This is a genomic window from Streptomyces sp. NPDC093984 (assembly GCF_044764595.1).
GTDB classification, from domain to species: Bacteria; Actinomycetota; Actinomycetes; order Streptomycetales; family Streptomycetaceae; genus Streptomyces; species Streptomyces cynarae.
Genome location: NZ_JBIWIM010000001.1, coordinates 813,606 through 839,795, shown reverse-complemented (window position 1 = coordinate 839,795; position 26,190 = coordinate 813,606). Strand labels below are relative to the sequence as shown.

Genomic DNA, 26,190 nt, shown 5'->3' with positions numbered 1-26,190 from the left:
CGATCACAGGCTTTGGCCGCGTGGTCACGCCGTTCCCCAGATCCCCCGATAAGCCTCCCGATACCCCACCGGATCCCAGGACGTGGCTCCTCCCGTGTTCCCGGCGGTAGCCACGTGCACCGGAGCCACATACCCGCTCGCAGGCCTCCCCGCGAACGCCCGGTTGAACTCGTCCACGATCTGCCAGCCCTGTTGTGTGAGCGGTTCCGGGACCGTCGCCGCCTGGTAGCCACCGCTGTTGATGCGCTGGAACGCGGACGGATCCCCGTCTCCCGCGCCGATGTTGAAGGGGGGACCCGAGCCCTTCCTTCCCGCGGCGCGCAGGGCGGGGGCGGCGTCGGCGAAGTACAGGTCGTTGATGGCCGCCGAGTAGGTCCAGCGGCCGCCCAGGCGGGAGGTCAGCGCGGAGACCTCCTGGGGGACGCGGCTGCTCGCGTCCGGGAGCGGGATGTTCTCGTAGGACAGGAGCCGCACGCCGCCGCACCTGGCCAGTTCCTCTCTGATCGATTCCGCCTTGTGCTTCGCGAACGGGATCGAGTCGTCGGTGAACAGGACGGCGCCCGCCCGGCCGCCGGAATGCGCGATGATCCAGTCGGCCGTGATCCTCGCGACCTCCGCCACATGGGTGGTGATGTTCGTGAACAGCTTCGGGTTCTCGCTGGGGCCGGGCTTGTCGACCGCGTGCCAGCCGATCAGCGGGATCCCCTCCGCGTTCGCCCTCGACACCTGCTGCGCCGTGGACTTCGGGTCGAAGCCGCCCAGCACGATGCCCGACGGCTTGAGCGCGATCGCCTGGTTGAGCGCCGCCTGGATGCCGGCCGGTGTGCCGCCCCCGTCGATCACTTCGAACTTCCATCCGATGGCCTTGGCGGCCTCCCGCGCGCCGTTCGCCGTGCCGGCGACACCCGGGTTGGTCATCGTCTGCGCGACGTAGATGACGGTCCGGCCTCGTGCCGCTTCGGGACCGGTCGTGGGGCCGTTCCAGGCGGTGTGGGGCTGCTCCGCCTGGCGTACGGCCGACTGCGCCCGGGCGAAGGCAGCCGGGCAGCCGGACGTCGACGGCTCGGCGGAGGTCCCGGTGTCCGGCCGCGAGCCGTGTCCGCAGCCGACGGCGAGGACGACGACGGCGGCCAGGGCGGCGGTCCCGCTGGCGGTTGTGCGGTTCACGTGCACATTTTCCCGCTTTGGGTACGTCGACGAGGCCGCGGAGGGTCTTCGTCCACCTCAAGGGTTCCTCGGAGGGCCTTCGCCGGTCGTCGGCGCGGGGCGGCCGTCCGTCGTGGCCGCGCGTAGGCGGCGGCGCGCCGCGTAGCCCGCGAGACCGACCGCCAGCAGCAGGGTGCCGCCGTCGAACAGCGGCGTGACCCAGAAGTCCGCGCCGAGCTGCTGGATGCCGGCCAGGCCGATCGCCAGCACCGCGACGGCGACGAGGGTTCCCGCGGCGTTGGCGCGGCCCGGCCTGATGGCGGTCGAGCCGAGGAGCGCGCCGACGAAGGCCGGGAGCAGGTAGTCCATGCCCACGCTCGGGTTGCCCAGCTCTTGCTGCGCCGCCAGCAGGACTCCGGCGAAGCCCACGACCAGGCCGGAGGCGGTGAAGGCGTAGACGCCGTAGCGGCGGGTGGGGATGCCGACCAGGTCGGCGGCGCGCGGGTTGGAGCCGATGACGTAGAGGTACCGGCCGAGCGGCAGACGCTCCAGCAACAGCCAGAGCAGGACGGCCAGTGCCAGGACGTAGAAGGCGGGGAGGGGCAGGCCGAGGAACGTGGCGTCGTAGAGGCCGGTGAACGCGGTCGGCAGGCCCCCGGGGCCGGGGACGATCCGGGCGCCGCCGGTGATCCAGCCGGTGATCCCGTACATCACCGTGCCCGTGCCGAGCGTGGCGATGAAGGAGTTGATCCGGGCGAACTCGACCAGCAGGCCGTTGCAGACGCCGACGACCCCGCCGCCTCCGATGACGGCCAGGCAGGCCGCCGGCCAGGGCCAGCCGCCGGCCACCATCAGGTGCAGGACCATCACGTGGGCGAGACCGAGGCCGTACCCGATGGACAGGTCGAACCGGCCGGTGGCGATGGGGACCGTCGCCCCGAGCGCGAGGATCGCCGGCACCGACTGGTTGAACAGGATCGAGGAGACGTTGTCCAGCGTCGGGAACGTGCCGGGCAGGGCGAGGGAGAAGACGAGGAACAACAGGGCGGTCAGGAACAGCAGGCCGTACGCCCCGATGACATGACCCCGCGCACGGACCGGCCGACGGCGGGGCGGGCGGGACGGTCCGCGCGGGGACCGCGGGGCGGCGCCGGTCATCGCTCCGTCGCCGTCCCGGTGATGCCCGGCATGGCCGACGCCGTGCGGGTCAGTTCCGGGACGGTGAGGGCCGCGCCGGTCAGCTCGGCCGCCACGGTCCCGCGGACGAACACCAGGGCGCGATGGCACACGTCGGCGACCTCCTCGAAGTCCGTGGAGCACAGCAGAACCGCCGCCCCGGCGGCCAGCGCCTCCTCGAGCAGGCGGTGGACGGCCGCCTTGGCGCCGACGTCGATGCCGGCGGTCGGCTCCTCGAGGATCAGCAGGCGTCGGCCGAGCTCGAGCCACCGGCCCACCATGACCTTCTGCTGGTTGCCGCCGGACAGGGTGTCGATACGGGCCTCGGTGTCCCGGGGGCGCACCTCGTACCGGTCGAGCAGGGACAGGGCCGTGGCGCGCTCGCGTCGCGGGCGGATCCATCGGGGCGCGCGCGGGCCTTGCGCCCGGGGGTTGGCCAGGAGGTTCTCGCGGACGGTGAGGTCGTGCAGGCAGCCCTCCTCCTGCCGGTCGTCGGTCACGAACCCGACCCCGGCGCCGACGGCGGCGGCCACGGTCCGCGGGTGGTAGGGGCGGCCGTCCAGCAGGACCCGTCCGCTGGTGATCGTCCCCGAGCCGGCGAGCGCGCGCCCCAGAGCCATGTGACCGGCACCGGTGAGCCCGACCATGCCCAGCAGCTCACCGGACCGCAGCCGCAGGCTGACCGGCCCTGCGGTCTCGGTGCGGACGTCCTCCAGGCGGAGCACGACCGGTCCGTGGGCGGGGGCCGTCGTGAGCCGGGGGCCGACCGGTCCGTGCGCGGGGGCCGTCGTGGGCGGGTGGACGGCTGGTCCATGCGCGGGGGCCGTCGTACGCCCGTGGGGCGCCGCCGGACCCTGACCCACGATGTCCTGCACCAGCCGGGCCCGGGGATGGTCCGCGAGGCGGCCCCGGCTGACGACGCGGCCGTCGCGCAGTACGGTGAAGCGGTCGGCGACCTGGTACACCTCGTCGAGCCGGTGGCTGACGTACACGATGCCGTGGCCGCGGTCGCGCAGGGTGCGCAGTAGGTCGAACAGGCGCGCGCAGTCGGTCGCGGGCAGGCTCGCCGTGGGCTCGTCGAGCACGATCAGCGGGGCTCGGGTGGCCAGCGCGCGGGCGATGGCGACCAGTGAACGCTCGGCCCGGCCGAGGTCGGCGACCCGGGCGTCCGGGTCCAGGTGGCCGGCGACGATCTCCAGGGCCTCCACGCAGTGCTCGCGCGCCCGCCGCCACGAGATCATCCCGAGGCGCCGGGGATACCCGGTGCCCAGCGCGATGTTCTCCGCGACCGTCATCCACCCGACGAGCCCGAGGTCCTGGTGGATGAAGGACATGGCACGCGCGGCGGCCTGCGTGCCGAGCGGGTGCCCGGCCACCGTCACCTCTCCCTCGTCGGCGCGGTGTACCTGGGCGAGCACCTTGATGAGGGTGGACTTGCCGGCGCCGTTGGGACCCAGCAGCGCGACGACGCTGCCCCGGTGGACGTCGAGGTCGACCGAGTCCAGCGCGAGCGTGCCGCCGAACCGCTTGCCGAGCCCCCGGATGCGCAAGAGGGGCTCCGCACCGCTGTCGTTCGCGGCGAAGTCCGGGACGTCATGCGAGGCCAGCGAGGTCCCCCCAGTCCATGTCCGTCACCGTGGCCTCCGGCGGACCGCCGGACGGCGCCTGAAGTGCGCACTCCGCCCAGATGACCTTGCCCTCGGCGGTGTAGCGGGTACCCCAGGCCTGGGCGAGCTGCGCCACGAGGAACAGGCCCCGGCCGCCCTCGTCGTAGGCGGCCGCGTGGCGCAGGTGCGGCGCTGTGCTGCTGGTGTCCGCGACCTCGCAGATCAGGGTGCGGTCGTGGATCAGGCGTACGTCGATGGGGCCGCTGCCGTAGCGGACGGCGTTGGTGACCAGTTCGCTCAGCAGCAGTTCCGCGGTGAACGACACCTCGTCCAGGCCCCAGTCCGCCAGGCGGCGGATGACGGCGGCGCGGACCTCCTTGACGCGGGCCGGGTCTGCGGGCATCGACCAGACGGCGATCCGGTGGGGGTCCAGGGCGTGGGTGCGGGCGACCAGCAGCGCGATGTCGTCGTCAGGGTGCTCCGGCGCCACCGTGTCGAGGATCGCGCGGCAGGTGTCGTCCGGTGCGCGGTCCGGGTGGGCGAGCGCCCGGCGCAGCAGCTCGAAGGAGGTGTCCAGGTCCCGCCCGCGGTCCTCGACGAGCCCGTCGGTGTACAGGACGAGTTCGCTGCCCTCGGGGAGGGGGATGTCGGTGGACTCGAACGGCAGGCCGCCGAGGCCCAAGGGAGGCCCGGCGGGCAGGTCGGGGAAGGTGACGCTGCCGTCGGGGTGCACCAGCGCGGGCGGCAGATGTCCGGCGCGCGCCACCGTGGCCTGCTGCGAGATGGGGTCGTAGACGGCGTACAGGCAGGTCGCGCCGATGATGCCGGCGGTGGTGCAGGCCGTCTCGTCCCGGTCCATGCGCCCCACCAGGTTGTCGAGATGGGTGAGCACCTCGTCGGGGGCGAGGTCGAGTTCGGCGTAGTTGCGCGCGGCCGTGCGGAGTCGGCCCATGGTGACCGCGGCGTGCAGACCGTGGCCCACCACGTCGCCGACGATCAGCGCGACCCGGGTGCCGGAGAGGGGGATGACGTCGAACCAGTCGCCGCCGACCTCCCACTCGGCGGGCTGGTAGCGGTGCGCGATCTCCAGGGCGCTCTGCTCCGGCAGCCGTTTCGGCAGCAGGCTGCGTTGCAGCGCCAGGACCATGGTGTGCTCGCGGGTGTAGCGGCGGGCGTTGTCGATGCAGATCGCGGCGCGGGTGGCGAGCTCCTGGGCCAGGGAGCGGTCGTCGTCGCCGAAGGGTGACGGGGACTGGCAACGGTAGAAGCTCGCGATGCCCAGGACGACGCCGCGTGCGAGCAGCGGGACGGCGATCAGGGAGTGGACGCCCTCGGCGACGAGACGTTCGGTGTGCGCGGGCTCCTGGGAGATCCAACCGGTGGAGATCCGCAGATCGGGTACCAGCACGGCCTGCTCGCGGTCCAGGCACTGGGACTGCGGCGTCGTGGGGCGCGGGTCCACCCGCTCGCCGACAGGGTAGAAGGGGAGGTCGTCACGGGTACCGTGGCTCACCGCGCGCACCATGCCGGTGCGCGGGTCGGTCGCCTCCTCGCCGCGCAGGACGGCCTCGGGCAGGTCGATCACGACGTGGTCCGCGAGGCGGGGTACGGCCATCTCGGCGAGTTCGAGAGCCGTGCGGCGCACGTCCAGGGTGGTGCCGATGCGGGCGCTCGCCTCGGACAGCAGCTCCAGACGGCGGCGCGCCGCGACGGCGTACGTTCCCACGCCGGGCTCCCCGACGAGGACCAGCCGGCCGTCGGCCGTCGTCGGCGGGGGTTCGCTGCCGCCGGACTGCTCGGGCGTACGGACGGTGAGGGGCGGGGCCGTGGTCACCTGGCCGGACGGCACACCGAGAAGGTCCCGGGGCACGGGAATGACGGACGTGTCCGGCGGGGCGAGGTCGCGTCCGCCCGGGTGGCCGGGCAGCGTGAGCAGCGGCTGCGGCCCGTTCTCGTGCAGGACCGCTTCGACGGCGACGCCCTCCGTGCCGCCGGGGCCGGTCACCACCTGGCTCAGCAGGGTGAGCCGCCGGCCGTCGCAGAGGGCCACCTCGACCGCGCCGCGCTGGGCGGTGGAGATCAGCTCGGCGGCCTTCTCCCTGACGATCATCCGGTCGCGCCCGTTCAGGGCGCTCAGGGTCGGCTCGTCCACGCCGATCCCCACCGCGTCGAGCAGGTGCGCACCGCCCGTGGCGCCGCTCCGCGCGTCGAGGTACGCCTGGAGCAGGGCACGCTCGCGCGCCGAACTCTGTTCCAGCAGCCGGCGCTCGATCGCGCGGGCGGCCTGGGTGAGCAAGGTGTCCATGACCAGGCCGGCGTCGGTGCGGGGGCAGCCGAAGGACAGGACGCCCTCGATGCGACCGCTGAGCAGGTCCCGGATCGGGATGGCCGAACAGGCGTTGCCCTGCGAACGCTCGGCGAAGTGCTCCGCGCCGTACAGCCGGCACAGCCGCCGCTCCGCCAGGGCGAGGCCGATGCCGTTCGTGCCCGCGACGTGCTCGGCGAACACGAACCCCGGGTCGACCTGGAACGGCGGCAGCCTGCGCGCCAGCGACGGTTGCCCGAAGCGGCGTGCGAGCACCGTTCCCTCCGCGTCGGCCAGGCCGATGTTCATCCGGCTGCCGGCGAACCGGTTCTGCAGCCAGTCGAGCACCGGGTCGGCCGCACGGACGAGCCGTACGTCCGTGTCGACGTCCGGACGGTAGGGGAGCTCGGCCTGGTCGGGGGAGAGGCCGAGCAGCAGGGAGCGCTGCCAGGAGTTGAGGATCATGCTCCGTACGCCGCTCTCGACGGTCCCGCCCTGGAGGAACCGCTCGCGAACCGGGGCGAGGTCGATGCCGTCGTCCACGACCATGTGCATCACTCCCCTCGCCGGCTCGCCGCTGGGCTGCTCCGCCGCCCTCGTTGGGGGAACGGTTGGATGCCGTAGGTAATTTTAGAACTTATCTTGACAAAAGAGACGAATTGCTCATTTCATCCACTCCGTCGTCGGCAGGGTCGGCCGCTCCCTTGATGTCCGCGTCGGCATGACCCTCGATCTCCGCGATGCGTACGGGCTCTCCCGTCTCCACCGACCGTATGGACGCGAGCGCGATCGTCAGGGCCGCTCGGGCGTCCTCGCCCGTGACCGACGGGGTACGGGCGGTGCGGACGCTGTCGGCGAAGTCGGCGAGCTCCGCGACGTACGCGTCGCGGAAAAGGTGCTGGTCGTAGGTGACGCACTCGGCGGCGATGCCGTCCGGTCCGTGGGCCGTCAGGTGGGTGCGGCGGAGGTCGCCCATCGTCAGCATGCCGGCGGAGCCGAGGACCTCGCCGCGCACGTCGTAGCCGTAGACGGCCTGGAAGCTCGCCTCCGCGGTGGCGAGGGCGCCGTTGTCGAAGCGGATCGTGACGACGGCCGTGTCCAGCAGGCCGCGGTCCTTGAAATCGGGGCGGATCAGGGCGTCGGCCCAGGCGAAGACCTCCACCGGCTCGGCGCCCGGGTTGAGGTGGCGCAGGGTGTCGAAGTCGTGGATGAGGGTCTCCAGGAAGATCGTCCACGGCGGGATACGGGCCGGGTCGGCCAGCTTCGGGTCGCGGGTGAGCGAGCGCAGCAGCTGCGGGGTGCCGACGGCGCCCGCGGCGATCTTCTCGTGGGCGGTGCGGAACCCGGTGTCGTAGCGGCGGTTGAAGCCCACCTGGAGCACTGCGCCCGCCTCGGCGGCGGCCGCGAGGGCACGGTCGGCCTCCGCGAGCGTGACCGCCATCGGCTTCTCGCAGTACACCGCCTTGCCCGCCCGCACCGCGGCCTCGACGAGACCGGCGTGGGTGCGGGCCGGGGTGGCGATCACGACCGCGTCGGCTGCCGGGTCCGCCAGCAGCTCGTCGATGTCGGTGTACGCGGTGGGGCAGCCGAGCCGGTCGGCCAGGCCCCGTGCCGCGCCGGGGGCCGGGTCGGCGACGGCGGCGAGGCGGACGCCGGGCAGGCGGTGGGCGAGGGTCTCGGCATGGAAGGAGCCCATGCGTCCGGCACCGACGAGGGCGATGGCGAGGGGCCGGTGAGTGGTCATCGGGTTCTCCGTACGTTTGTGGGCGGCTGTTGGATGGTGGGGGCCATTGCCTTCGTGGGGGCCGTTGCTCAGAGGGTGAACGCGGCGCGGAAGCGCTCCAGGGCGCGGTCGCCGTCGTCGTCGGAGGCCCAGGCCTCCAGGGCGACCGTGCCGTCGTAACCGAGGTCCGCCAGGGCGCGGGCGACGGCCGGGTAGTTGATCTCGCCGGTGCCGGGCTCACGGCGGCCGGGTACATCGGCCACCTGGATCTCGCCGATCAGGCCGAGACCGTGCGCCTTGCGGACCAGTTCGATGAGGTTTCCCTCGCCGATCTGGGCGTGGTACAGGTCCAGGTTCATCCGCAGGCCGGGGCGGTCCACGGCCGCGACCAGGGCGAGGGTGTCGGCGGCCGTCGCGAACGGTACGCCCGGGTGGTCGACCGCCGTGTTCAGGTTCTCCAGGGTGAAGGTGACCCCGGCGCTCTCGCCCAGCTCGGCCAGCTGGAACAGGGTGCGGTGGGCCGCGAGCCACATCGGGCCGGTGGCCGTGCCGTTCACCGGCGCCACCGGCAGGCCCTCGGCGTCCAGCCCGGTGCCGTGCAGGTTCAGCCGGGGGCAGCCCAGGTGCTCGGCCGCCCTGACCGACTCCTCGGCGGTGCGCAGCAGTTCGGCGGCGCCCGCCTCGTCGGTGAGACTGCCGCGGATGTATCCGGTCATGGACGAGAACGCGGCCGGGGTCCGCGCGAGCGCGTCGAGGTCGTGCCGGGTCCAGTCCCAGATCTCGATCTGGAAGCCGGCGTCGTGAATGCGTCGCGCGCGCTCGTGGATCGGCAGGTCCCGGAAGACCATCTCGGCACAGACGGCCAGTGTGTACATGGCTGCACGCCTTCCTTCACGCTCTCGTGGCCACGTTGACTAGAACGTTTTAGTTGGTAGAGCGGTGCTAGAACGTTCTAGTAGGACCGCAGCAGTACGCCAGTCATCGTCCCCTTCTGTCAAGCGTTCGCGCGCCTGCGGACTAGAACGTTGCAGTACCCTCGGACCGGCTACGATCCTCGCCGGGAAGCACACCGCGACCGGCTCGAACAGGGAGGGCAGCCGTGCCGACGACCCCCGCGGCCGGGGAGGGCAGACGGCCGACACTCGCCGACGTCGCGGCACGGGCGGGTGTGTCCGTCGCCCTGGTCTCCATCGTGATGCGCGGGGCAAAGGGCGCCGGCGCCGACACCCGCGAGCGGGTGCTCAGGGCCGCCGAGGAGATGGGCTACCGGCCCGACACCCGGGCCCGCCTTCTGCGCAGCAGCCGTTCCCGCCTGCTCGGCGTGCAGTTCGGGCTGCACCATCCGTTCCACACCGACCTGGTGGAGGGCATCTACGCCGCCGCCGAGCCCGCCGGCTATCAGGTGGCCCTCAGCGCGGTCGCCCCCTCCCGCGGCGAGCGGCAGGCGGTGGAGGCGCTGCTCGCCGACCGCTGCGAAGCCCTGGTCCTGCTCGGTCCCGAGATGCCCGTCGCCCGGCTGGCGGACCTCGCGGCCCAGGTCCCCGTGGTCTCGGTGGCCCGTCGGCTGCGGCCGGCCCCGCCCGGCGTGGACGTCGTACGCACCGCCGACGACGAGGGCGCCCGCCAGGCCGTCGACCACCTGGTCGCGCTGGGGCACCGCGCCATCGTGCACATCGACGGCGGCAGGGCGCCCGGTGCCGCCGACCGCCGCCGCGGCTACCGCACCGCGATGAACCGCCACGGCCTCGCGGGCCACAGCCGCCTGCTGCCCGGCGGGCTCACCGAGGAGGACGGCGCGCGGGCGGCCCGCGCCCTGCTCGCCGAGGGCCCCCGGCCGAGCGCGGTCCTCGCCTTCAACGACCGTTGCGCCACGGGCGTCCTCGACGCCTTCCTGCGGGCCGGTGTCAGCGTCCCCGGCGAGGTGTCCGTGGTCGGCTTCGACGACACCCGTCTGGCCCGCCTCGCCCACATCGACCTCACCACCGTCGCGCAGGACATCCCCCGTCTGGCCGAACTCGCCGTCGGCCGCGCCATCGCCCGGCTGGAGGGGGAGAGGGACAGCGAAACGGCCCCGGGCAAAGAGACCGTCATCGCCCCGCGCCTGGTCGTCCGGGGCACCACGGCGGCGCCCGGCGCGGGCTAGAAGGTGCCTGACCATTCCCGCCAGGCGTCGCGCGCCCGCCGGGAATTCTCAAAGGCCCCCGAGGACTCTCGGGCCGCACAGGCTTCGACAGGCGGCAGCGCGCGGACCCCCCTAGGCTGGCCTGCGGAACCTCGGGACCCGCGGCTCGGTGGGAGTCAGCCCATGACACGTGCGTGTACGCGATGGCGCAGGGGGGCCGTGGCCGCCGTGGCGGCGGGGATGCTCGTCGTGCCGGTGGCGGGTGGTACCGCGTTCGGAGCGGGCCGGTCGCCTGTCACGACCGTCACCGCCGCCGCACCGCCCACGCCGTCGGCCTCGGACGGGCTCCGGGACCTCACCCCCGCCGTGACGCGGCAACTCGACGAGGCCGTTCGGCGGGTCATGCGGGAGGCGCACGTGCCCGGCGTGACCGTGGGGCTGTGGACGCCCCACCAGGGCAGCTACGTACGGTCGTTCGGCGTCGCCGACCAGAGCAGCGGTCGGCGGATGTCGCCGGACCTGTACCTGCGGATCGGCAGCGAGACCAAGACGTTCACCGTTACCGCGCTGCTCCAGCTGGTCGACCGGGGCAGGGTGGGCCTGGACGACCCGATCGGGAAGTACGTCGACGGCGTACCGGGCGGCGACAGGATCACCCTGCGCCAACTGGCCGGTATGCGCAGCGGGTTGTTCAACTACTCGCAGGACCCGGACTTCTTCAAGGCGCTGACGTCCGATCCGCGACGGTCCTTCACGCCGCGGCGGTTGCTCGACTACGCCTTCAGGCACCCCGTACTGTTTCCGCCCGGGCAGAAGTTCGACTACTCCAACACCAACACCGTCCTGCTGGGCCTGGTCGTCGAGAAGGCCGGCGGTGAGCGGCTCGGGGACTTCATCCGGAAGAACATCCTCGGACCGGCCGGCCTGCACCACACGCTGTTCCCGCTCGACGCGGGCTTCCCGACCCCGCACGCGCAGGGCTACACGGACCAGACCGCGAGCGGGAAGGTCGAGGACGCCGCCGACTGGAACCCCTCCTGGGCGTGGGCGGCCGGCGCGATGATCTCCGATCTGCGGGACCTGCGGGTGTGGGCGCGGACGGTGGCCACCGGCAGGCTCCCGGGCGGCGGCACCCTGATCAGCCCCGCTCTGCAGAAAGAACGGCTCACCACACCCCCGACCCCCATCCCGGGTGCCGGATACGGCCTGGGCATCTTCGACGTCCACGGCTGGATCGGGCACAACGGTTCGCTGCCGGGCTACGAGTCCCTCACCGTCCACCTCCCGTCGGCGCGGACGACCCTGGTGGTGCTGCTGAACACCGACATCGACCATGCCGGCCAGGAGCCCAGCACGCTCTTCGGCGAAGCGATCACGAAGCTCGTCACGCCCGGGCACGTCTTCGACCTGCCCGCCCAGCCGGCAGGCAGGTGAGGACGGCGACCGGCGAAAATCCGGTGCCTCCCGGCCGGCCGGCTCCCTACACTCACCTTGCAGCGCGCGCCGCCCCGTTCTCGCGGCGCGTTCCGTGACGAGTGAGGGGAGCCCGGCCGTGCGTGAGCGCACCGCTGTCGTCGTTCCCCGGTCACGGTACGAGGTGATCCTGGTGTCCTGGTCGCTCCGGTGCCGGCTGCGCGGCCGGAACCGGAGACCCGTGACGAACACCTGACGGAACCCCGCCACCTCGGTGGCTCTCAACCACGCCTTGGGACAGGCACGTTCGTCCGGGAATCGCGCCGCCCTGTTCGGAAGACCCGGAAAGGCCATGGGCCGTGCGTACCGACCTGCACCGTCACCTCACCAGTCCGCTCACCGCCGTGCGCAACCTGGGCATCCTCGCCCATGTCGACGCGGGCAAGACCACCGTCACCGAGCGGATCCTGTACCTCACCGGGGCCACCCACAAGCGCGGCGAGGTCCACGACGGCACCACCGTCACCGACTTCGACCCGCAGGAGCGCGACCGCGGCATCACCATCTTCGCCGCAGCCGTCAGCTGCTCCTGGGACGGCCACCGGATCAACCTCATCGACACCCCGGGGCACGTCGACTTCGCCGACGAGGTCGAGCGCTCGCTGCGCGTGCTGGACGGCGCGATCGCCGTGTTCGACGCGGTCGCGGGCGTCGAGCCGCAGAGCGAGTCGGTGTGGCGGCAGGCCGACCGGTACGGCGTGCCGCGGATCGCCTTCGTCAACAAGCTGGACCGCGCGGGCGCCGACCTCGACACCGCCGTCGAGTCGATCCGGCGGCGGCTGCATCCGGCCCCACTGGTCGTCCAGATGCCGATCGGCAGGGAGGACGGGTTCACCGGTGTGGTGGATCTGCTGCGCATGCGGGCGCTGGTGTGGGCCGACGGCGGTGGCACCGCCGAGGAGGGTCCGGTTCCGGACGCCCTGCGCGAGGAGACGTTGCGGCGGCGCCGGCTGCTGGAGGAGGCCGTGGCCGAACTGCATCCGTCGGCGCTGGAGGAGTTCTGCGCACAGGCCGCGCTGGGTGAGCGGACCCTGCGCGGTGCGCTGCGTGACCTCACCCGCACGGGTGAGGGTGTGGTGGTGCTGTGCGGCTCCGCCTACCGCAACCGGGGTATCGAGCCGCTGCTGGACGCGGTCGTGGCGTATCTGCCCTCGCCGTTGGACGTGCCGGCCGTACGCGGCACGTACGACGGCGCCGAGCAGGAGCGCAAGGCCGATCCGGCGGCGCCGTTCGCGGCGCTCGTGTTCAAGGTGAACGCCACCACAACCGGCCGGCTCACCAGCCTGCGCGTCTACTCGGGAACGCTCCGGAAGGGAGAGACGGTGATGGACACGGGCACCCGGCGCACCGAGCGGGTCGGCCGGATCCTGCGGGTGCGGGCCGACCGCCATACGGAGCTGGACGAGGCCGTGGCCGGGGACATCGTGGCGGTGGTCGGGCCCAAGTCGGCCCGCGCCGGATCGACGCTGTGCGCGCCCGGGGCCCCACTGGTCCTGGAACCGCCCACGGTCGCCGAACCGGTCGTCTCCGTCGCGGTCGAGGCCCGCCGGAGCACCGACACCGACCGGCTGGCGTCCGCCCTGGCCCGGCTGGTCGAGGAGGACCCCTCGCTGGCCGTCCGCACCGACCCCGAAACGGGTCAGACGGTGCTGTCCGGCATGGGCGAGCTGCATCTGGAGGTGGCGGTGGAGAAGATCCGCCGCGCCCACGGGCTGGACGTGGGGGTCGGCCGGCCGAGGGTGACCTACCGGGAGACGGTCGCCCGCGGGGTGGCCGGACTGGTCTACCGGCACGTCAAACAGGACGGCGGCGCGGGCCAGTTCGCGCACGTCGTCCTCGACGTGGAACCGCTGGAGGACGGCGCGAGCGGATTCGAGTTCCGCTCGGCCGTCGTGGGCGGCCGGGTGCCGCAGGAGTACGTCCGCGCGGTGGAGGCCGGTTGCCGGGACGCGCTGTCCGAGGGTCCGCTCGGCGGCCATCCGGTGACCGGGCTACGAGTGGTGCTGACCGACGGGGCGACGCATCCGAAGGACTCCTCGGAGATGGCGTTCCGCACAGCCGGCCGGTTCGCGCTCCGGGAAGCGCTGCGGGCGTGCGTAATGGTGCTGCTGGAGCCGGTGGCCGAGGTCACGGTCACCGTGCCCGACGACGCCGTCGGCTCGGTGCTCGGCGACCTTGCGGCACGCCGCGGCCGGGTCTCGGGCTCCACGGCACGGGCCGGCGCGACGGTGGTCACCGCGACGGTGCCGCTGGCCGAGCTGTTCGGCTACGCGACCCGCCTGCGCAGCCGCACCCAGGGCCGGGGGGCCTTCGCCACCCGCCCCGCGGGGTACTCCCCGGCCCCGCACGGTACACCGACCCGGTAGTCCGACGACGGTCTGTTCCGCTAGCCCGAGGACGGTCCCGCCCCGCGCGTGGGGCGGGACCGTCCGCACGTGTCCGAAAGTCCGCCCGCGTCCGCCCGCGTCCGCACGTCCGAACGTCCGTACGTCGCCACGCCTGTGCCGCGCAGGCACCCGCACCTGCCGTGCGCCGTCGTGTGCGGCCCGCGCTCCGGTGGCTGCCGCCGCCGGTCGTCCCACGGGACGTTTCCCCTATCCCTGGCACAACGGGACGGAATCCCCGGCCGTCCACGCGGAAACGCTGGGCGACATGAGATCACGCAGACCGTGATCGGCATCGTCAGCACGGAGGTTCCCATGATTCGCCGGACACTGCAGAGCGGCCTGGTGGCCGCGGTCGCGATGTTCGCGCTGGTGCCCACGGCCGCCGTCGCCGCCGACGGCGGCCGGTCCACCTCGGCGCCGGTCGTGCGGACGGTTCCGCACCGCCCGCACATCCTGCTCCCCGCCCCGGCCCGGCACATCCCGGCCCGGCACCGCGCGCACCGCTCCACACGGTGCTCCCACCCCGTCCGCCACACCAGGCACGTCACGCGCGTGGTCCACCACCGGCGCCCCGTCCGCCTCGTGGGACACGTCGCCACGCGCCACGTCAGGCTGAACGTCCGCTCCGGTCCCGGCTTCCGCTACCGCGTCGTCGGCCACGCGAACGTCAACGGCAGCCTCGTACTGGTCTGCAAGAAGAACGGCTCGTACGTCTTCGGCAACCGGCACTGGTACAAGCTCTCGGGCAACCGGGGCTACGTCTCCGCCCACTACGTCCGCACGCGGGGCGCCCTGCCCTGGTGCTGACACCGCGACCGCTCTCTCTCCTCCAAGGGACGGCCTGCCCGGTCACCACGTGACCGGGCAGGCCGTCGGTGTGCTCCGTCCCGGCTCCCGGTTCGCATTTCTCATACCGGTGCCGATGTGTGGCGGCACCGCACCCCCGGGAACACATCTCGACAACCAGGGCGAACCGCCCAAATAGGATTAGGTGTTGAGGGACAGGTCATGCGACAGCCCCAAGGATCCAGACCGTGAAGGCCGGCGCGGCACGGACGGCGGCGCCCTGCGGCCCCTCGGCCGCACCGCCCGCACAGACGGACGAGGCGCTCGTGACCACGCTGCGCGATCTGAAGGAGCGCACCGGTCTCAGCCTCGCGGCCCTCGCCGCGCGCACCCCGTACAGCAAGTCCGCCTGGCACCGCTATCTCACCGGCGCCGGGCGGCCCCCGCGTTCGGCGGTCGAGGCGCTCGCCGCACTCGCCGGCGCCGACCCGGAACCCGCGCTGACCCTGTGGGAGGCGGCCGACCGGCAGCCGGCGGACACGCTGCCGCACGACGGCCCCCCGCCGCGGACCGCCCGGCCGCGCTGGCCGCGCCGGCTGCCGCTGTCGGCGGTCGCGCTGATCGTCACGGTCACCGCGGTGGCCGTCGCCCTCCTCGCCTCCGACCGCTCCGGTGCGCCGGGCGGACGGCTCGCCGCGGCCTCGCCCCGGTGCCGGGGCGACGCCTGCCAGGGGCAGCTGCCCGACGTGTCCGCCTGCGACCGGGACGCGCAGACCAAGAGCAAGGTCCGCGACACCTCCTATGCGGTGCGCCTCGAGTACTCCGCGACCTGCGGCACCGCCTGGGCCGAGGTCGACGTGGACGCCTCCGACGCCCGCGTCATCTCCGTCCGCAAGGGGCGGGACGTGCTCTCCGCGGCGTATCCGGGAGACGGTTCCGGCGGCTCGGCGAGCCCCATGCTCGCCGTGACGTCACCCGACGACGTGGAGGCGTGCGCCAAGGTGGACGGCAAGCTGGCGTGCACCGGCCTGGACGCCGAACCCGCCGAGGAGCACTGACCGTATGCCCGAGCAGGCCGCCGCCCCGGGGAAGGTTTGGTCTCAACGCTCTGCCCCTGCCGTAGGTCCTACATGTTGTAGGGTTTGGCTCGTTCGTCCGCCGGTCGGTATCGGCCGGCCCGTTGTGCGCCGATCGGGGGATCTGTGCGGGAGTCCGAGGAGCCGTCACCAGCGGGCGGCCCGATCTTCGAACGGATGGTTGACCGGGCCCTCGGTCATCCGGGGGTCGCGGCTGCGATCGGCGCCACCGATGCGGGACCGGCGCGCGAGCAGCTGCGTGCGCGGGCGCTGGAGGCGCGCGCCCGCCTCGCCGGGATCGCCGCCGACGAGTACCACCACTACCTCGCGCTGCGGGCCGCGGCGGCCCACCGTGACAGGCCGGAGGGGTACGGCGACGATCGTACGCAAAAAAGACTGCTGCCGGCGCTCGCGGTCCTGGTGCCGAGCCTCGGAGCCGCGGCCACAGGAGTGTTCCTGCTGTGCGGCTTCGGACTGCGGGCCTTCGCCGTGCGCCCGCACATCGGCGACGGGCTCGTGATGTCCGGGGTGATCGCCGCCGTCGTGACGGCGGGAGCGGCCCTCGGGGACCTCGCCTGGCTCCTGGCGGCCCGCGCCCGAACCCGCCGCGACGACGGCGACGACCCCACGGACCGCGATCCCCGGGTGCGCCGGGCCCGCGAGGTCTGGGAGCGCGCTCTGCTGGAGCGGGCGATCGTGCCGTTCCTGCTCGAACACGCGGACCTCGAACGCGCCGGACTGGAGCACGCCGAGGAGAGAGCCCCCTAGGCAGACCCGTAGACTTCCAGGGGTTCCCGTACCCGTACGGGTGAACCTGTCGGCCCACCGGCGGGCCGTCCCGCGCCGCCCCTGCCGGGTGCGCGGGGAACGAGATCGTCCTTGCCGGACTCCTACCCTAGGAAAAGCCACCGTTACCCCTACGAAATGTAGGGTCGATGCGAGTGCTTCCGTCCACGCCGGTCGCTCCGGCCTCTCTCTCGTCAAGGTGAGTCATCGCGGTGCCCCCACAGCAGCAAGCAGAGATCGTCCAGCAGCGCGCCCGGCGCCCGCAGGGCGCGGCGGGGGAGGGCCCGTCCCTGCCCGCCCGCCTGGGACCCGGGGCGGCCGTCGCCACGGTCTGGTACCTGCGGCTGATGGCCCTGCTGAACATCGTGGCCGTCGTCTCGCTGCCCTTCCGTGAGGAGGTGCACGAGCACAACGGCGGTCAGTTCTTCACCCCGTACCTGGCCACCGCCGGACTGGTCTCGGCGGTCCTCGCCCTGTTCCTGGCCATGGTCATGCGGCGCCGCAAGCGGGCGGCCTGGATCGCCAACATCCTGCTCGCCGGCCCGCTGCTCGCGCTCTACGCGGCCGCCCTGACCCAACACCAGTACAACCGGCACGTCTTCAACTGGATCTCCGCCCTGCTCACCGGCCTGTTCGTGGCCGCGCTGCTGCTCGGCCGCAAGGAGTTCCGGGCCGTGGGCGACCGTTCCAACCCCAAGCTCGCGCTGATCGTCGCCGCCTGCGGCATCGTCGTCAGCGGCGGCATCGGCACCCTGCTGGTGGACGCCACCAACAAGGCGCACACCGAAGCCTCGGCCTCCCTCGCGGACGAGATCGTGTACGCGCTGCTGCGCGGCGTCAGCGTCGGCCCGCTCGCCGAGCACATCGAGCACGTGCACGCCCCCCGCTGGGTGGACATCACCATCAACGTCCTGACCGCGGCGACCTTCCTCCTCGTCCTGTACGCCTGCTTCCGCGCGCCCCGCGGCCGCGAGCTCCTCGGCGAGGAGGACGAGCGCCGGCTGCGCGAACTGCTCGCCAAGCAGGGCGAGCGGGACTCTCTCGGCTACTTCGCGCTGCGCCGCGACAAGGCCGTGATCTGGTCCCCGAGCGGCAAGGCCGCCATCGCCTACCGGGTGATCGGCGGTGTCACCCTCGCCTCCGGCGACCCGATCGGCGACCCCGAGGCCTGGCCCGGCGCCATCGAGGAGTGGCTGGAGGAGGCCCGTCGGCACGCCTGGACGCCCGCCGTGATGGGCGCGAGTGAAGAGGCCGGCACGATCTACGCCCGGCACGGACTGGACGCCCTCGAACTGGGTGACGAGGCGATCGTGGAGGTCGCCGACTTCAGCCTCGAGGGACGCGCCATGCGGGTCGTGCGGCAGGCGCACAACCGGGTCCGGCGCGCCGGGTACACCGTGACGATCCGCCGCCACGGGGACATCCCCGAGTCCGAGATGGCCGAGCTGATCGAGAAGGCCGACCACTGGCGCGACGGCGCCACCGAGCGCGGCTTCTCCATGGCCCTCGGCCGCCTCGGCGACCCCGCCGACGGGTGCTGCATGATGCTGGAGTGCCGCGACAGCGAGGGCGAGCCGCGGGCCGTGCTCAGCTTCGTCCCCTGGGGCGAGCACGGCCTCTCCCTCGACCTGATGCGCCGCGACCGCGACTGCGAGAACGGCCTGATGGAGTTCATGGTCATCGAGCTGCTGCTGCGCGCCCGCGACCTCGGCATCGAGCGGGTGTCGCTCAACTTCGCCATGTTCCGCGCCGTCTTCGAACGCGGCTCCCGCCTCGGCGCCGGCCCCGTGCTGCGGCTGTGGCGCTCGGTGCTGACGTTCTTCTCCCGCTGGTGGCAGATCGAGTCCCTGTACCGGGCCAACGCCAAGTACCGGCCGGTCTGGGAGCCCCGCTTCCTGCTGTTCGAGAACACCCGCGACATACCGCGCATCGGTATCGCCAGCGCACAGGCCGAGGGGTTCCTGACGGTGCCGAGCCTGCCGTCCCTCTTCCGTCGCCGGCACGCCCCGGCCGCCGGGGGACAGCCGAAACCGGCGTAGGCAGCGGCCGATGACCGGGCAAGGTCATTGAGCGGAAGGTCATTGGGCGGCAAAGTCCCGGGTCCGCGGTGAGACACCGCGCCCGGGACTTCGTATGGGTGGGGAGGGGGGAAGCCCCCCGCGCCGCCCGCTCCTTTCCGGAGGTACCCCGCCCGTGACCGTCGTCAAAGCACCCCCGGCCCCGGTCGACCGGGGCCACGACGAGGAGCCTTCGCAGGGCTGGCAGTTCAACTCCTCCCTCGGCCTGACCCTGCTGCTGCTCGTGCTGGTCGTCGGGCAGGGCCCGATCCGCCGGGCGCTGGGCGCCCCGGTGATGCAGAGCTGGATGACCGTGTTCCTCGCGGTGGTCGTCCAGGCGCTGCCGTTCCTCGTGCTCGGCGTGCTGCTGTCCGCGGCGCTCGCGGTGTTCGTCCCGCCGTCGTTCTTCGCCCGAGCGCTGCCGAAACGGCCCGCCCTCGCGGTGCCCGTCGCGGGGATGGCCGGGGCGGTCCTGCCCGGCTGCGAATGCGCCTCGGTGCCGGTCGCCGGGGCGCTGGTGCGCCGGGGGGTGACGCCCGCGGCGGCGCTGGCGTTCCTGCTGTCCGCGCCCGCGATCAACCCGATCGTGCTGACCGCCACCGCCGTGGCCTTCCCCCGTGACCCGGAGATGGTCCTCGCCCGGTTCCTGGCGAGCCTGCTGGTGGCGTGCGCGATGGGCTGGCTGTGGCAGCGGCTCGGCCGCACCGACTGGCTGCGGCCGCCGGCCCGGGCGTCGTACGAGGGGCAGAGCAAGGGGGCCGCGTTCTGGGGGTCCGTACGGCACGACGTGATGCACGCCGGGGGCTTCCTGGTCGTCGGCGCGATGGCCGCGGCGACCCTCAAGGCCGTGGCGCCGGCGAGCTGGCTGCGGACGGCGGCCAGCAACCCGGTGGTGGCGGTCCTCGCGCTGTCCGTGCTCGCGGTGCTGCTGTCGATCTGCTCCGAGGCCGACGCGTTCGTGGCGGCCTCGTTGTCGCAGTTCTCGCTCACCGCGCGGCTGGCGTTCCTGGTGGTCGGGCCGATGATCGACCTGAAGCTGTTCGCGATGCAGGCCGGCACCTTCGGCCGCTCCTTCGCACTGCGGTTCGCGCCCGCCACCTTCGTGCTGGCGATCCTGGTGTCGGTCCTGACCGGGGCGGTGCTGCTGTGAACCGACAGGCGCAAGCGGCCGTCCTGTTCCTGGTCGGCGGGGCACTGCTGCACGCCGGGACCACCAGCCTGTACCTGCGCTACGTCAAGGCGGGCCTGCAGCCGCTGCTGCTCGCGGCCGGCGCGGTCCTGATCGTGGCGGCGGCCGCCACCTTCTGGTACGAGCTGCGCCGCGCGTGGGCGGCCCGGAAGCCTCCGGGCGGCGGCGAGGCACACGACCGGCATGACGAACACGCCGACGGCCACGGCCACGTCCACCGCGAGCCGCGGATCTCCTGGCTCCTCGTGCTCCCCCTGTTCGCGCTCATCCTGGTCGCCCCGCCCGCGCTCGGCTCCTACAGCGCCGTGCGCTCCGGTACGGCCCTCCAGCAGCCCCTGGCCTATCCGGCCCTCCCGTCCGGCGACCCGGTCAGGCTCGGCCTGGTGGACTACGCGGGCCGCGCCGCGTACGGCCACGGACACTCCCTCGGCGGCCGGAAGGTGGAGATCACCGGGTTCGTCGCCCTGGACCACACGGGGACGCCCTACCTGGTCCGCATGGCCCTCAACTGCTGCGCCGCCGACGCCCAGCCGGTCAAGATCGGCCTGACCGGCAAGCTGCCGCCCGTCCTGCAGCCGGACTCCTGGCTCGACGTCACCGGCACCTACACCCCGAAGCGCACCAAGGACCCCGTCAACGGCGGGATCATCCCCTACCTCGACGTCATACAGGCGAAGCCGGTCGCGACCCCCAGCGATCCGTACGACGAGAGCTGGAACAGCTAGCCGGTCCGGCGCCTGAGCACGGTCAGGCGCCGGACACCCGCACCCCGTCCAGGGCCACGGTCAGGACCCGGTCCCGCTGGGCGTCGTCCAGGAAGTTCGTCGCCGTGATGCCGGCGACCATCCGCAGCAGGTCGTCGAAGGTCATGTCCGTGCGCGCCTCGCCGGCCTGCTGCGCGCGCTCGAAGAGCGGGCCGCCCGCCCGGTACATGGACTCCCGGCAGGCCAGGAAGATCTCCGACTCGTCGTCCATCGCCTCGCGGATGGCCCGCTTGGTCACCGTGTAGCCCACGAACCGGCGCAGCCACGAGGTGAGCGCCTCCCACGGCTCACGGTCCGCGACCTCCCGCGCCACCCGGCACAGGTCGTTCACCTCGCCCGCGTAGACGCTCTCGAAGAGATGGCGGCGGGTGGGGAAGTTGCGGTACAGCGTGCCGATCCCGACGCCCGCGCGGCGCGCGATGTCCTCCAGGGACGCCTCCGCGCCGTGCTCCGCGAAGCCCTCGCGGGCGGCGGCGATCAGGGCGTCGTAGTTGCGGGCGGCGTCCTTACGGTGCGGCCGCTGGGACGCCACGATCTCACTGACGGGGAACGGCGGGGTCGTCACTGCTGCCTCCCGGGGCCGGACGGGTTGAAGCGGAGGTATGCCTCCGTTAGAGTGGAGGAACACCTCCACTTTAGCAGTCGGGGTGCGCCCGCCCTGGGCGCGTGCGGCCGCACGCCCCCGGCGTCGGCCTCGTACCCCATGACCTCGTACCCGCGGGCGCTGCGCCGATCGCACCGCCCGCCCGTCAGCCCATCCGCTCCGCGACCGCTTCCACGCGGCCGTCGGCGCGCTCCACGCTGCCCTGCGGCACCACGGAGTCCTACGACCGCGGCCGGAAGATCTCGGCCGCGCCCTGTTCGGAGAGGCTTTTCATGCCCCGGAAGTCCACCCGCCTCACCTTCGCGGTCCTCGCGACCGGTGCGGGCGTGTTCTCCATGTTGCAGTCACTGATCGCGCCGGCCCTGCCGACCGTCCAGCACGCGCTGCACACCTCGCAGTCCACCGCGACCTGGGTGATGACGGCGTACCTGCTGTCCGCCTCGGTCTTCACACCGATCCTCGGCCGGGTCGGCGACCTCGTCGGAAGGAAACGCACGCTCGTCGCGGTGCTGCTGACGCTGCTGGCCGGCTGTCTGCTCGCCGCGTTCGCGCCGAACATCGGCGTGCTGATCGTCGCCCGGGTCGTCCAGGGCGCCGGCGGCGCGCTGTTCCCGCTGTCGTTCGGCATCATCCGGGACGAGTTCGCCCCGGCCGAGGTGAGCGGCAGCATCAGCAACCTGTCCGCCGTGATCGCCGCCGGTGGCGGCGTGGGCATCGTGGCGGCCGGTCCCATCGTCTCCGCGCTCGACTACCGCTGGCTGTTCTGGATCCCGGTAGCCGTCGTCGCCGTCACCACGCTGATCGCCGCGCGCTTCGTGCCCGAGTCGCCGAGCCGTGCCGAGGGACGCGTCAACTGGCTCGGCGCCGTCCTGCTGTCCGCGTGGCTGGTGGCGCTGTTGCTGCCGCTCAGCCAGGCGACCAGGTGGGGCTGGGGATCGGCCCCGGTGATCGGTCTCTTCCTCGCCGCCGCCGTGCTGTTCGCGCTGTGGCTGACGGCCGAGGCGCGTTCCCGCAGCCCGCTCATCGATCTGCGCGTCCTGCGGCTGCCCGCCGTGTGGACGACCAACACCGCCGCGCTGCTGTTCGGCGCGGGCATGTACGCGATCTGGTCCTTCCTGCCCGCCTTCGTGCAGACACCCCGCGCCGCCGGATACGGCTTCGGGGCCTCCGTCACCACGTCCGGGCTGCTCATGCTGCCCATGCTGGTGGCCATGTTCGTCTCGGGCGTCCTGAGCGGCCGCCTGGAGCCGGTGGTGGGAGCCAAGGCGCTGCTCACGGCGGGGGCCGCGCTGGGTGCGGTCGCCTGCGGGTTCCTCACCCTGTGGCACGACGCGCAGTGGCAGGTGGCTCTCGTCGCCGGTGTGTTCGGCTTCGGCATCGGGCTGGCCTTCGCCTCCATGGCCAACCTGATCGTCGGCAGCGTTCCGGCCGAGCAGACCGGTGCGGCGACCGGAATGAACGCCAACATCCGGACGATCGGCGGCTCCATCGGCGCGGCGGTCACCAGTGTGCTGGTGACGGGTCGGCTGCAGCCGACGGGACTGCCGTACGGCTCCGGGTACACGCATGGCTTCGGTCTGCTGGGAGTGCTGTGCCTCGGCGCTGCGCTGGCCGCGTTGTCGGTGCCCGGCAGGCGCGCGTCGCGCACCGAGGGTGCGCTGCGAGCCGCTTCGCGCCCGGAGCGGGAGGCTGCCACGTCGGGTACGTGACGTGGCCCGGCGGCCACCGGTCGGCCGGCGTCAGCTTCCGCTCGAAGACCCACTTTCCGCCGCCGGGAAGTCGCGCCGATCGCTCGGCGTGGCGAGCACGGGCCGTGCGGCGAGTTCGGTGAGGGGGCGCGCCGCGCCGACCGGCCCGCGCTCTCGGCGGGCAGCGCCTGAAGGAGGCCGTTCATGGCCCCTCATCCCTCACCGCCGTCCGCGGCCACCTGCGCGAGCGTGCGTCCACTGCGGACCGACCGGGCGCGGCGCGGGTCGGGCGTCCCGTGGCCGCCGGAGCCGGCGTGCCCCGCCTTCACCAGCAGCCAGGCCTCCTGCTCGCCGCCCCTCCCGCCACCGCGGAACCGGGTGAGCGCGTACTCGCCGTGCAGCTTCGACCCGTCCAGCCGGAACGTGGCGTGCCCGCGCTCCAGCGACTCCTCGAAGGGCATGGGGCGCCCGCGCCGGTCGTGGCTGAGCGGCTGATAGGTGCCGCGGTCCCAGACGATCACGGTGCCGCCCCCGTACTCACCCGCGGGAATGACGCCCTCGAAGTCCTCGTAGTCCAGCGGATGGTCCTCGGTGGGCACGGCGAGCCGCTTGTCGCCGGGATCGGCGGACGGGCCCTTGGGGATGGACCAAGACTTGAGGACGTCGCCCACCTGGAGCCGGAAGTCGAAGTGCAGGGTGCTCGCGTCGTGGATCTGCACCACGAAGTGGGGCTCCGCACCGGATGCCGCCGTGTCGCCCCGGGGCTCGGCGGTCCGGTCGAAGTCACGTTTGCCGCGGTACTCCCGCAGCCGATCGCTGCCGCCCACGTCCGGCTCCTTCCGCCTCGGTCCGGGGGCCGAGTACCCCGCAGGCCGGCGGAACCACCGGATGGGTGTGAGCGGGTACCCTCCGAGACATGCGGATCTCCGTCTCCTCGGACATGGACGAACCCGTGGCCCGCAGCCTGGTCGCCGAACTGCGCGGCCGTGGCCACGAGGTGCTCACGCACGGGGCGCTGCGCGCCGGGGACGACCCGCAGTGGGCCGCGTGCTCCGAGGCGGCGGCCCGCGAGGTCGCCGACGGCACCTCCGACCAGGCGGTCGTGTGCTGCTGGACCGGCACCGGCGCGTCGATCGCCGCGAACAAGGTGCCGGGCGTACGGGCGGCGCTGTGCACGGACGCGTACTCGGCGGACGGCGCCCGCCGCTGGAACGACGCCAACGTGCTCGCGCTCAGCCTGCGCCTGACCTCAGAGCCGCTCCTGAAGGAGATCCTCGACGCCTGGTTCGCCGCCCGCCCCAGCGAGGAGCCCGAGGACCGGGAGAACGTGGCCCGCATCGGACGGCTCGACGGCCCGAGGGCCGCCTCCTGACGACCTGAGGCGACGGCGCCGGTCAGCCGCCCGCCACCAGTTCCGCGACCGGCTCCACCACCACCTCGGCGGGCGTCGCCACCCTCGCGCCGCCCCGCACGCTCCACAGCCACAGCACGTCCCGCCCGAACGACCACACCAGCGACGACAGCGCGCACCCGACGACCCCCACGGCCGCCGCGTACGGCAGCAGCCCCGACGCGGCCACCAGCAGCGCGACGCCCTGCACCGCCGCCACCGTCTTGCGGGCCATGCTCGGCGGCAGTTCGCCGTTCAGCCACGGCAGCACCCGGGCCGCCGCCACGAACACGTACCGCATAGCGCCGATCAGCAGCACCCACGGGCCCAGCGCCATCGACACGTACACGCTCAGCACCAGGATCAGGAACGCGTCGACCTCCATGTCGAATCGCGCGCCCAGCGCCGTCGACGTGCCCGTGCGCCGGGCCACCTTGCCGTCCACGCCGTCCAGGATCAGCGCCACCGCCGTGAGCCCCACGAACACCGTCACCGGCGGGGCGCTCTCGAACGAGTCCGCGACCAGCGCCGTCACCCCGCCCACCAGGATCGCCCGGCCCAGCGTCACCCGGTTGGCCGGGCCGAACGAGCTGAGCCGGGAGCGGAGCACGGCCCGGGTGAGCACGGCCCAGGTGGCGAGCGCGAACGCCAGGCCCGTCAGCCAGCCGGCCGGACCCATGCCGATCGCCGTGCCCAGCAAGGTCAGCAGCAGTACCTGCACGCCCGCCCCCACGGTCGTCTCCTGCTGCAAGAGCCTCGCCTCGTATGTGTGGTTCAGGGCCACCGCTCACCCTCCGGCCAAGTGACAGATTCGATCTTCGCGCGTACCTTGTGCGCGACTTCTCGTAGCTGCGTACGTGGTGAAACGCCGGATCGTTCAGGGAGACGCACATGGACCTCACAGCTCGCGCCTTCTGGCTGCGCTCGCCGGGCCACGGGGAGCTGCGGGACGTTCAGCTGCCGAAGCCCGGCGACGGCGACGTGCTGGTGCGCGCGCTGTACTCCGGTGTCAGCCGCGGCACCGAGACGCTCGTCTTCCGCGGCGGTGTCCCGCAGAGCCAGCACGCCGCCATGCGCGCCCCGTTCCAGGAGGGGGACTTCCCGGCCCCCGTGAAGTACGGCTATCTGAGTGTCGGGCAGGTGGAGCAGGGGCCGGACGAGCTGGTCGGTCGGACCGTCTTCTGCCTGTATCCGCACCAGAGCCGCTATGTCGTCCCCGCCTCGGCCGTCACCGTCGTCCCCGACGCCGTGCCCGCCCACCGCGCCATCCTGGCCGGCACCGTCGAGACCGCCGTCAACGCCCTGTGGGACGCGGGCCCGCAGCTCGGCGACCGGATCGCGGTCGTCGGCGGCGGCATGGTCGGATGCTCCGTCGCCGCCCTCCTCGCCCGCCACCCCGGCGTCCGTGTCCAACTGGTCGACGCCGACCCGGAGCGCGCCGCGATCGCCCGCGCGCTCGGTGTCGACTTCGCCCCACCCGAGGACGCGCTCGGCGACTGCGACCTCGTCGTGCACGCGAGCGCCAGTGAACAGGGGCTCGTACGCTCCCTGGAACTCCTCGCGCCCGAGGGCACCGTCGTCGAACTCAGCTGGTACGGCGACCGGCGCGTCACCCTGCCGCTCGGTGAGGCCTTCCACTCGCGCCGCCTCACGATCCGCAGCAGCCAGGTCGGCACCGTCTCGCCGCGCTCCCGCACCGGACGTGACTACGCCGACCGCATGGCCCTCGCCCTCGACCTGCTCGCCGACCCCGCCTTCGACGCGCTCGTCACCGGCGAGTCCCCTTTCGAAGACCTCCCCGACGTGCTGCCACGCCTCACGCGTGGTGAGCTCAAGGGGTTGTGCCACCGCATCCTGTATCCCACCGACTGAGTCCCGCCCCGCCCGAGTTGCCCGCCCTTGGGGCGAACT

General features: G+C 73.1%; 21 protein-coding genes. 12 read left to right on the top strand and 9 right to left on the bottom strand.

Going from position 1 to position 26,190, the window contains the following annotated elements:
- Window positions 1-24: 24 nt before the first annotated feature.
- The 6 genes from ACIRC0_RS03900 to ACIRC0_RS03875 form a co-directional block, all read right to left on the bottom strand.
- On the bottom strand, window positions 25-1,173 hold the full coding sequence (locus ACIRC0_RS03900) for a substrate-binding domain-containing protein (protein ID WP_403610823.1): 1,149 nt from the start codon (window positions 1,171-1,173) through the stop codon (window positions 25-27).
- A 51-nt stretch (window positions 1,174-1,224) separates the two neighbouring features.
- Window positions 1,225-2,304 carry an ABC transporter permease gene (locus tag ACIRC0_RS03895; protein ID WP_403610820.1) on the bottom strand — a complete coding sequence of 360 codons (1,080 nt, stop codon included), beginning with the start codon at window positions 2,302-2,304 and terminating at the stop codon, window positions 1,225-1,227.
- Complete coding sequence (locus ACIRC0_RS03890; RefSeq protein ID WP_403610818.1) at window positions 2,301-3,872, bottom strand: sugar ABC transporter ATP-binding protein; 1,572 nt, start codon at window positions 3,870-3,872, stop codon at window positions 2,301-2,303. The genes ACIRC0_RS03895 and ACIRC0_RS03890 overlap by 4 nt, the downstream gene beginning before the upstream one ends.
- Before the next feature lie 43 nt (window positions 3,873-3,915).
- Window positions 3,916-6,783 carry a SpoIIE family protein phosphatase gene (locus tag ACIRC0_RS03885; protein ID WP_403610816.1) on the bottom strand — a complete coding sequence of 956 codons (2,868 nt, stop codon included), beginning with the start codon at window positions 6,781-6,783 and terminating at the stop codon, window positions 3,916-3,918.
- Between the two features lie 88 nt (window positions 6,784-6,871).
- Window positions 6,872-7,978: a Gfo/Idh/MocA family oxidoreductase gene (locus ACIRC0_RS03880; RefSeq protein WP_403610814.1), complete on the bottom strand. Its 1,107-nt coding sequence runs from the start codon at window positions 7,976-7,978 to the stop codon at window positions 6,872-6,874.
- 68 nt (window positions 7,979-8,046) lie between these two features.
- Window positions 8,047-8,832, bottom strand: coding sequence for a TIM barrel protein (locus tag ACIRC0_RS03875; RefSeq protein ID WP_403610811.1), 786 nt, complete (start codon window positions 8,830-8,832; stop codon window positions 8,047-8,049).
- A gap of 224 nt (window positions 8,833-9,056) precedes the next feature.
- On the opposite strand from ACIRC0_RS03875, the gene ACIRC0_RS03870 reads away from it, so the two are divergent.
- The 9 genes from ACIRC0_RS03870 to ACIRC0_RS03830 all read left to right on the top strand — a co-directional run bounded on the left by ACIRC0_RS03870 (window position 9,057) and on the right by ACIRC0_RS03830 (window position 20,558).
- Window positions 9,057-10,100: a LacI family DNA-binding transcriptional regulator gene (locus ACIRC0_RS03870; protein ID WP_403610808.1), complete on the top strand. Its 1,044-nt coding sequence runs from the start codon at window positions 9,057-9,059 to the stop codon at window positions 10,098-10,100.
- 162 nt (window positions 10,101-10,262) lie between these two features.
- Entirely contained in the window at window positions 10,263-11,513 is a 1,251-nt protein-coding gene (locus ACIRC0_RS03865; protein WP_403610805.1) for a serine hydrolase domain-containing protein, read from the top strand.
- Window positions 11,514-11,851: 338 nt separating this feature from the next.
- Window positions 11,852-13,918: an elongation factor G gene (fusA, locus tag ACIRC0_RS03860; protein WP_403610802.1), complete on the top strand. Its 2,067-nt coding sequence runs from the start codon at window positions 11,852-11,854 to the stop codon at window positions 13,916-13,918.
- A gap of 333 nt (window positions 13,919-14,251) precedes the next feature.
- On the top strand, window positions 14,252-14,746 hold the full coding sequence (locus ACIRC0_RS03855; RefSeq protein ID WP_403610799.1) for an SH3 domain-containing protein: 495 nt from the start codon (window positions 14,252-14,254) through the stop codon (window positions 14,744-14,746).
- 227 nt (window positions 14,747-14,973) lie between these two features.
- Complete coding sequence (locus tag ACIRC0_RS03850; RefSeq protein WP_403610796.1) at window positions 14,974-15,783, top strand: DUF2690 domain-containing protein; 810 nt, start codon at window positions 14,974-14,976, stop codon at window positions 15,781-15,783.
- Window positions 15,784-15,978: 195 nt separating this feature from the next.
- Window positions 15,979-16,569, top strand: coding sequence for a hypothetical protein (locus ACIRC0_RS03845; protein ID WP_403610793.1), 591 nt, complete (start codon window positions 15,979-15,981; stop codon window positions 16,567-16,569).
- 230 nt (window positions 16,570-16,799) lie between these two features.
- Window positions 16,800-18,626, top strand: coding sequence for a phosphatidylglycerol lysyltransferase domain-containing protein (locus ACIRC0_RS03840; RefSeq protein ID WP_403610790.1), 1,827 nt, complete (start codon window positions 16,800-16,802; stop codon window positions 18,624-18,626).
- A 154-nt stretch (window positions 18,627-18,780) separates the two neighbouring features.
- Complete coding sequence (locus tag ACIRC0_RS03835; RefSeq protein ID WP_403610787.1) at window positions 18,781-19,794, top strand: permease; 1,014 nt, start codon at window positions 18,781-18,783, stop codon at window positions 19,792-19,794.
- Complete coding sequence (locus ACIRC0_RS03830) at window positions 19,791-20,558, top strand: TIGR03943 family putative permease subunit (RefSeq protein WP_403610784.1); 768 nt, start codon at window positions 19,791-19,793, stop codon at window positions 20,556-20,558. Before ACIRC0_RS03835 ends, ACIRC0_RS03830 begins: the two co-directional genes overlap by 4 nt.
- Before the next feature lie 22 nt (window positions 20,559-20,580).
- On the opposite strand, the gene ACIRC0_RS03825 is transcribed toward ACIRC0_RS03830, so the two are convergent.
- Window positions 20,581-21,162, bottom strand: coding sequence for a TetR/AcrR family transcriptional regulator (locus tag ACIRC0_RS03825; protein WP_403610782.1), 582 nt, complete (start codon window positions 21,160-21,162; stop codon window positions 20,581-20,583).
- Window positions 21,163-21,473: 311 nt separating this feature from the next.
- Here ACIRC0_RS03825 and ACIRC0_RS03820 point away from each other — a divergent pair, with 311 nt between their 5' ends.
- Window positions 21,474-22,910 (top strand): MFS transporter, encoded by a 1,437-nt coding sequence (locus ACIRC0_RS03820; protein ID WP_403610779.1) that lies wholly within the window; start codon window positions 21,474-21,476, stop codon window positions 22,908-22,910.
- Between the two features lie 191 nt (window positions 22,911-23,101).
- On the opposite strand, the gene ACIRC0_RS03815 is transcribed toward ACIRC0_RS03820, so the two are convergent.
- Window positions 23,102-23,716, bottom strand: coding sequence for a DNA polymerase ligase N-terminal domain-containing protein (locus tag ACIRC0_RS03815; protein ID WP_403610777.1), 615 nt, complete (start codon window positions 23,714-23,716; stop codon window positions 23,102-23,104).
- Between the two features lie 89 nt (window positions 23,717-23,805).
- On the opposite strand from ACIRC0_RS03815, the gene ACIRC0_RS03810 reads away from it, so the two are divergent.
- The gene (locus ACIRC0_RS03810; protein ID WP_403610774.1) at window positions 23,806-24,261 is read left to right on the top strand and encodes an RpiB/LacA/LacB family sugar-phosphate isomerase; all 456 of its coding nucleotides are present in this window, start codon (window positions 23,806-23,808) and stop codon (window positions 24,259-24,261) included.
- 22 nt (window positions 24,262-24,283) lie between these two features.
- Here ACIRC0_RS03810 and ACIRC0_RS03805 read toward each other — a convergent pair whose 3' ends face one another.
- Entirely contained in the window at window positions 24,284-25,063 is a 780-nt protein-coding gene (locus ACIRC0_RS03805; protein WP_403610771.1) for a CDP-alcohol phosphatidyltransferase family protein, read from the bottom strand.
- A 107-nt stretch (window positions 25,064-25,170) separates the two neighbouring features.
- Here ACIRC0_RS03805 and ACIRC0_RS03800 point away from each other — a divergent pair, with 107 nt between their 5' ends.
- A complete protein-coding gene (locus ACIRC0_RS03800) occupies window positions 25,171-26,151 on the top strand; it encodes a zinc-binding alcohol dehydrogenase (RefSeq protein WP_403610768.1) in 981 nt (326 codons plus the stop codon).
- The last annotated feature ends 39 nt before the right edge of the window (window positions 26,152-26,190 follow it).

Excerpts from the sequence above, each read along its gene's own strand:
- ACIRC0_RS03895 (WP_403610820.1), bottom strand. The coding sequence starts at position 2,304 with ATGACCGGCGCCGCCCCGCGGTCCCCGCGCGGACCGTCCCGCCCGCCC.
- ACIRC0_RS03885 (WP_403610816.1), bottom strand. The coding sequence starts at position 6,783 with ATGGTCGTGGACGACGGCATCGACCTCGCCCCGGTTCGCGAGCGGTTC.
- ACIRC0_RS03880 (WP_403610814.1), bottom strand. The coding sequence starts at position 7,978 with ATGACCACTCACCGGCCCCTCGCCATCGCCCTCGTCGGTGCCGGACGC.
- ACIRC0_RS03875 (WP_403610811.1), bottom strand. The coding sequence starts at position 8,832 with ATGTACACACTGGCCGTCTGTGCCGAGATGGTCTTCCGGGACCTGCCG.
- ACIRC0_RS03865 (WP_403610805.1), top strand. The coding sequence starts at position 10,263 with ATGACACGTGCGTGTACGCGATGGCGCAGGGGGGCCGTGGCCGCCGTG.
- ACIRC0_RS03855 (WP_403610799.1), top strand. The coding sequence starts at position 14,252 with ATGATTCGCCGGACACTGCAGAGCGGCCTGGTGGCCGCGGTCGCGATG.
- ACIRC0_RS03845 (WP_403610793.1), top strand. The coding sequence starts at position 15,979 with ATGGTTGACCGGGCCCTCGGTCATCCGGGGGTCGCGGCTGCGATCGGC.
- ACIRC0_RS03820 (WP_403610779.1), top strand. The coding sequence starts at position 21,474 with ATGCCCCGGAAGTCCACCCGCCTCACCTTCGCGGTCCTCGCGACCGGT.
- ACIRC0_RS03810 (WP_403610774.1), top strand. The coding sequence starts at position 23,806 with ATGCGGATCTCCGTCTCCTCGGACATGGACGAACCCGTGGCCCGCAGC.
- ACIRC0_RS03800 (WP_403610768.1), top strand. The coding sequence starts at position 25,171 with ATGGACCTCACAGCTCGCGCCTTCTGGCTGCGCTCGCCGGGCCACGGG.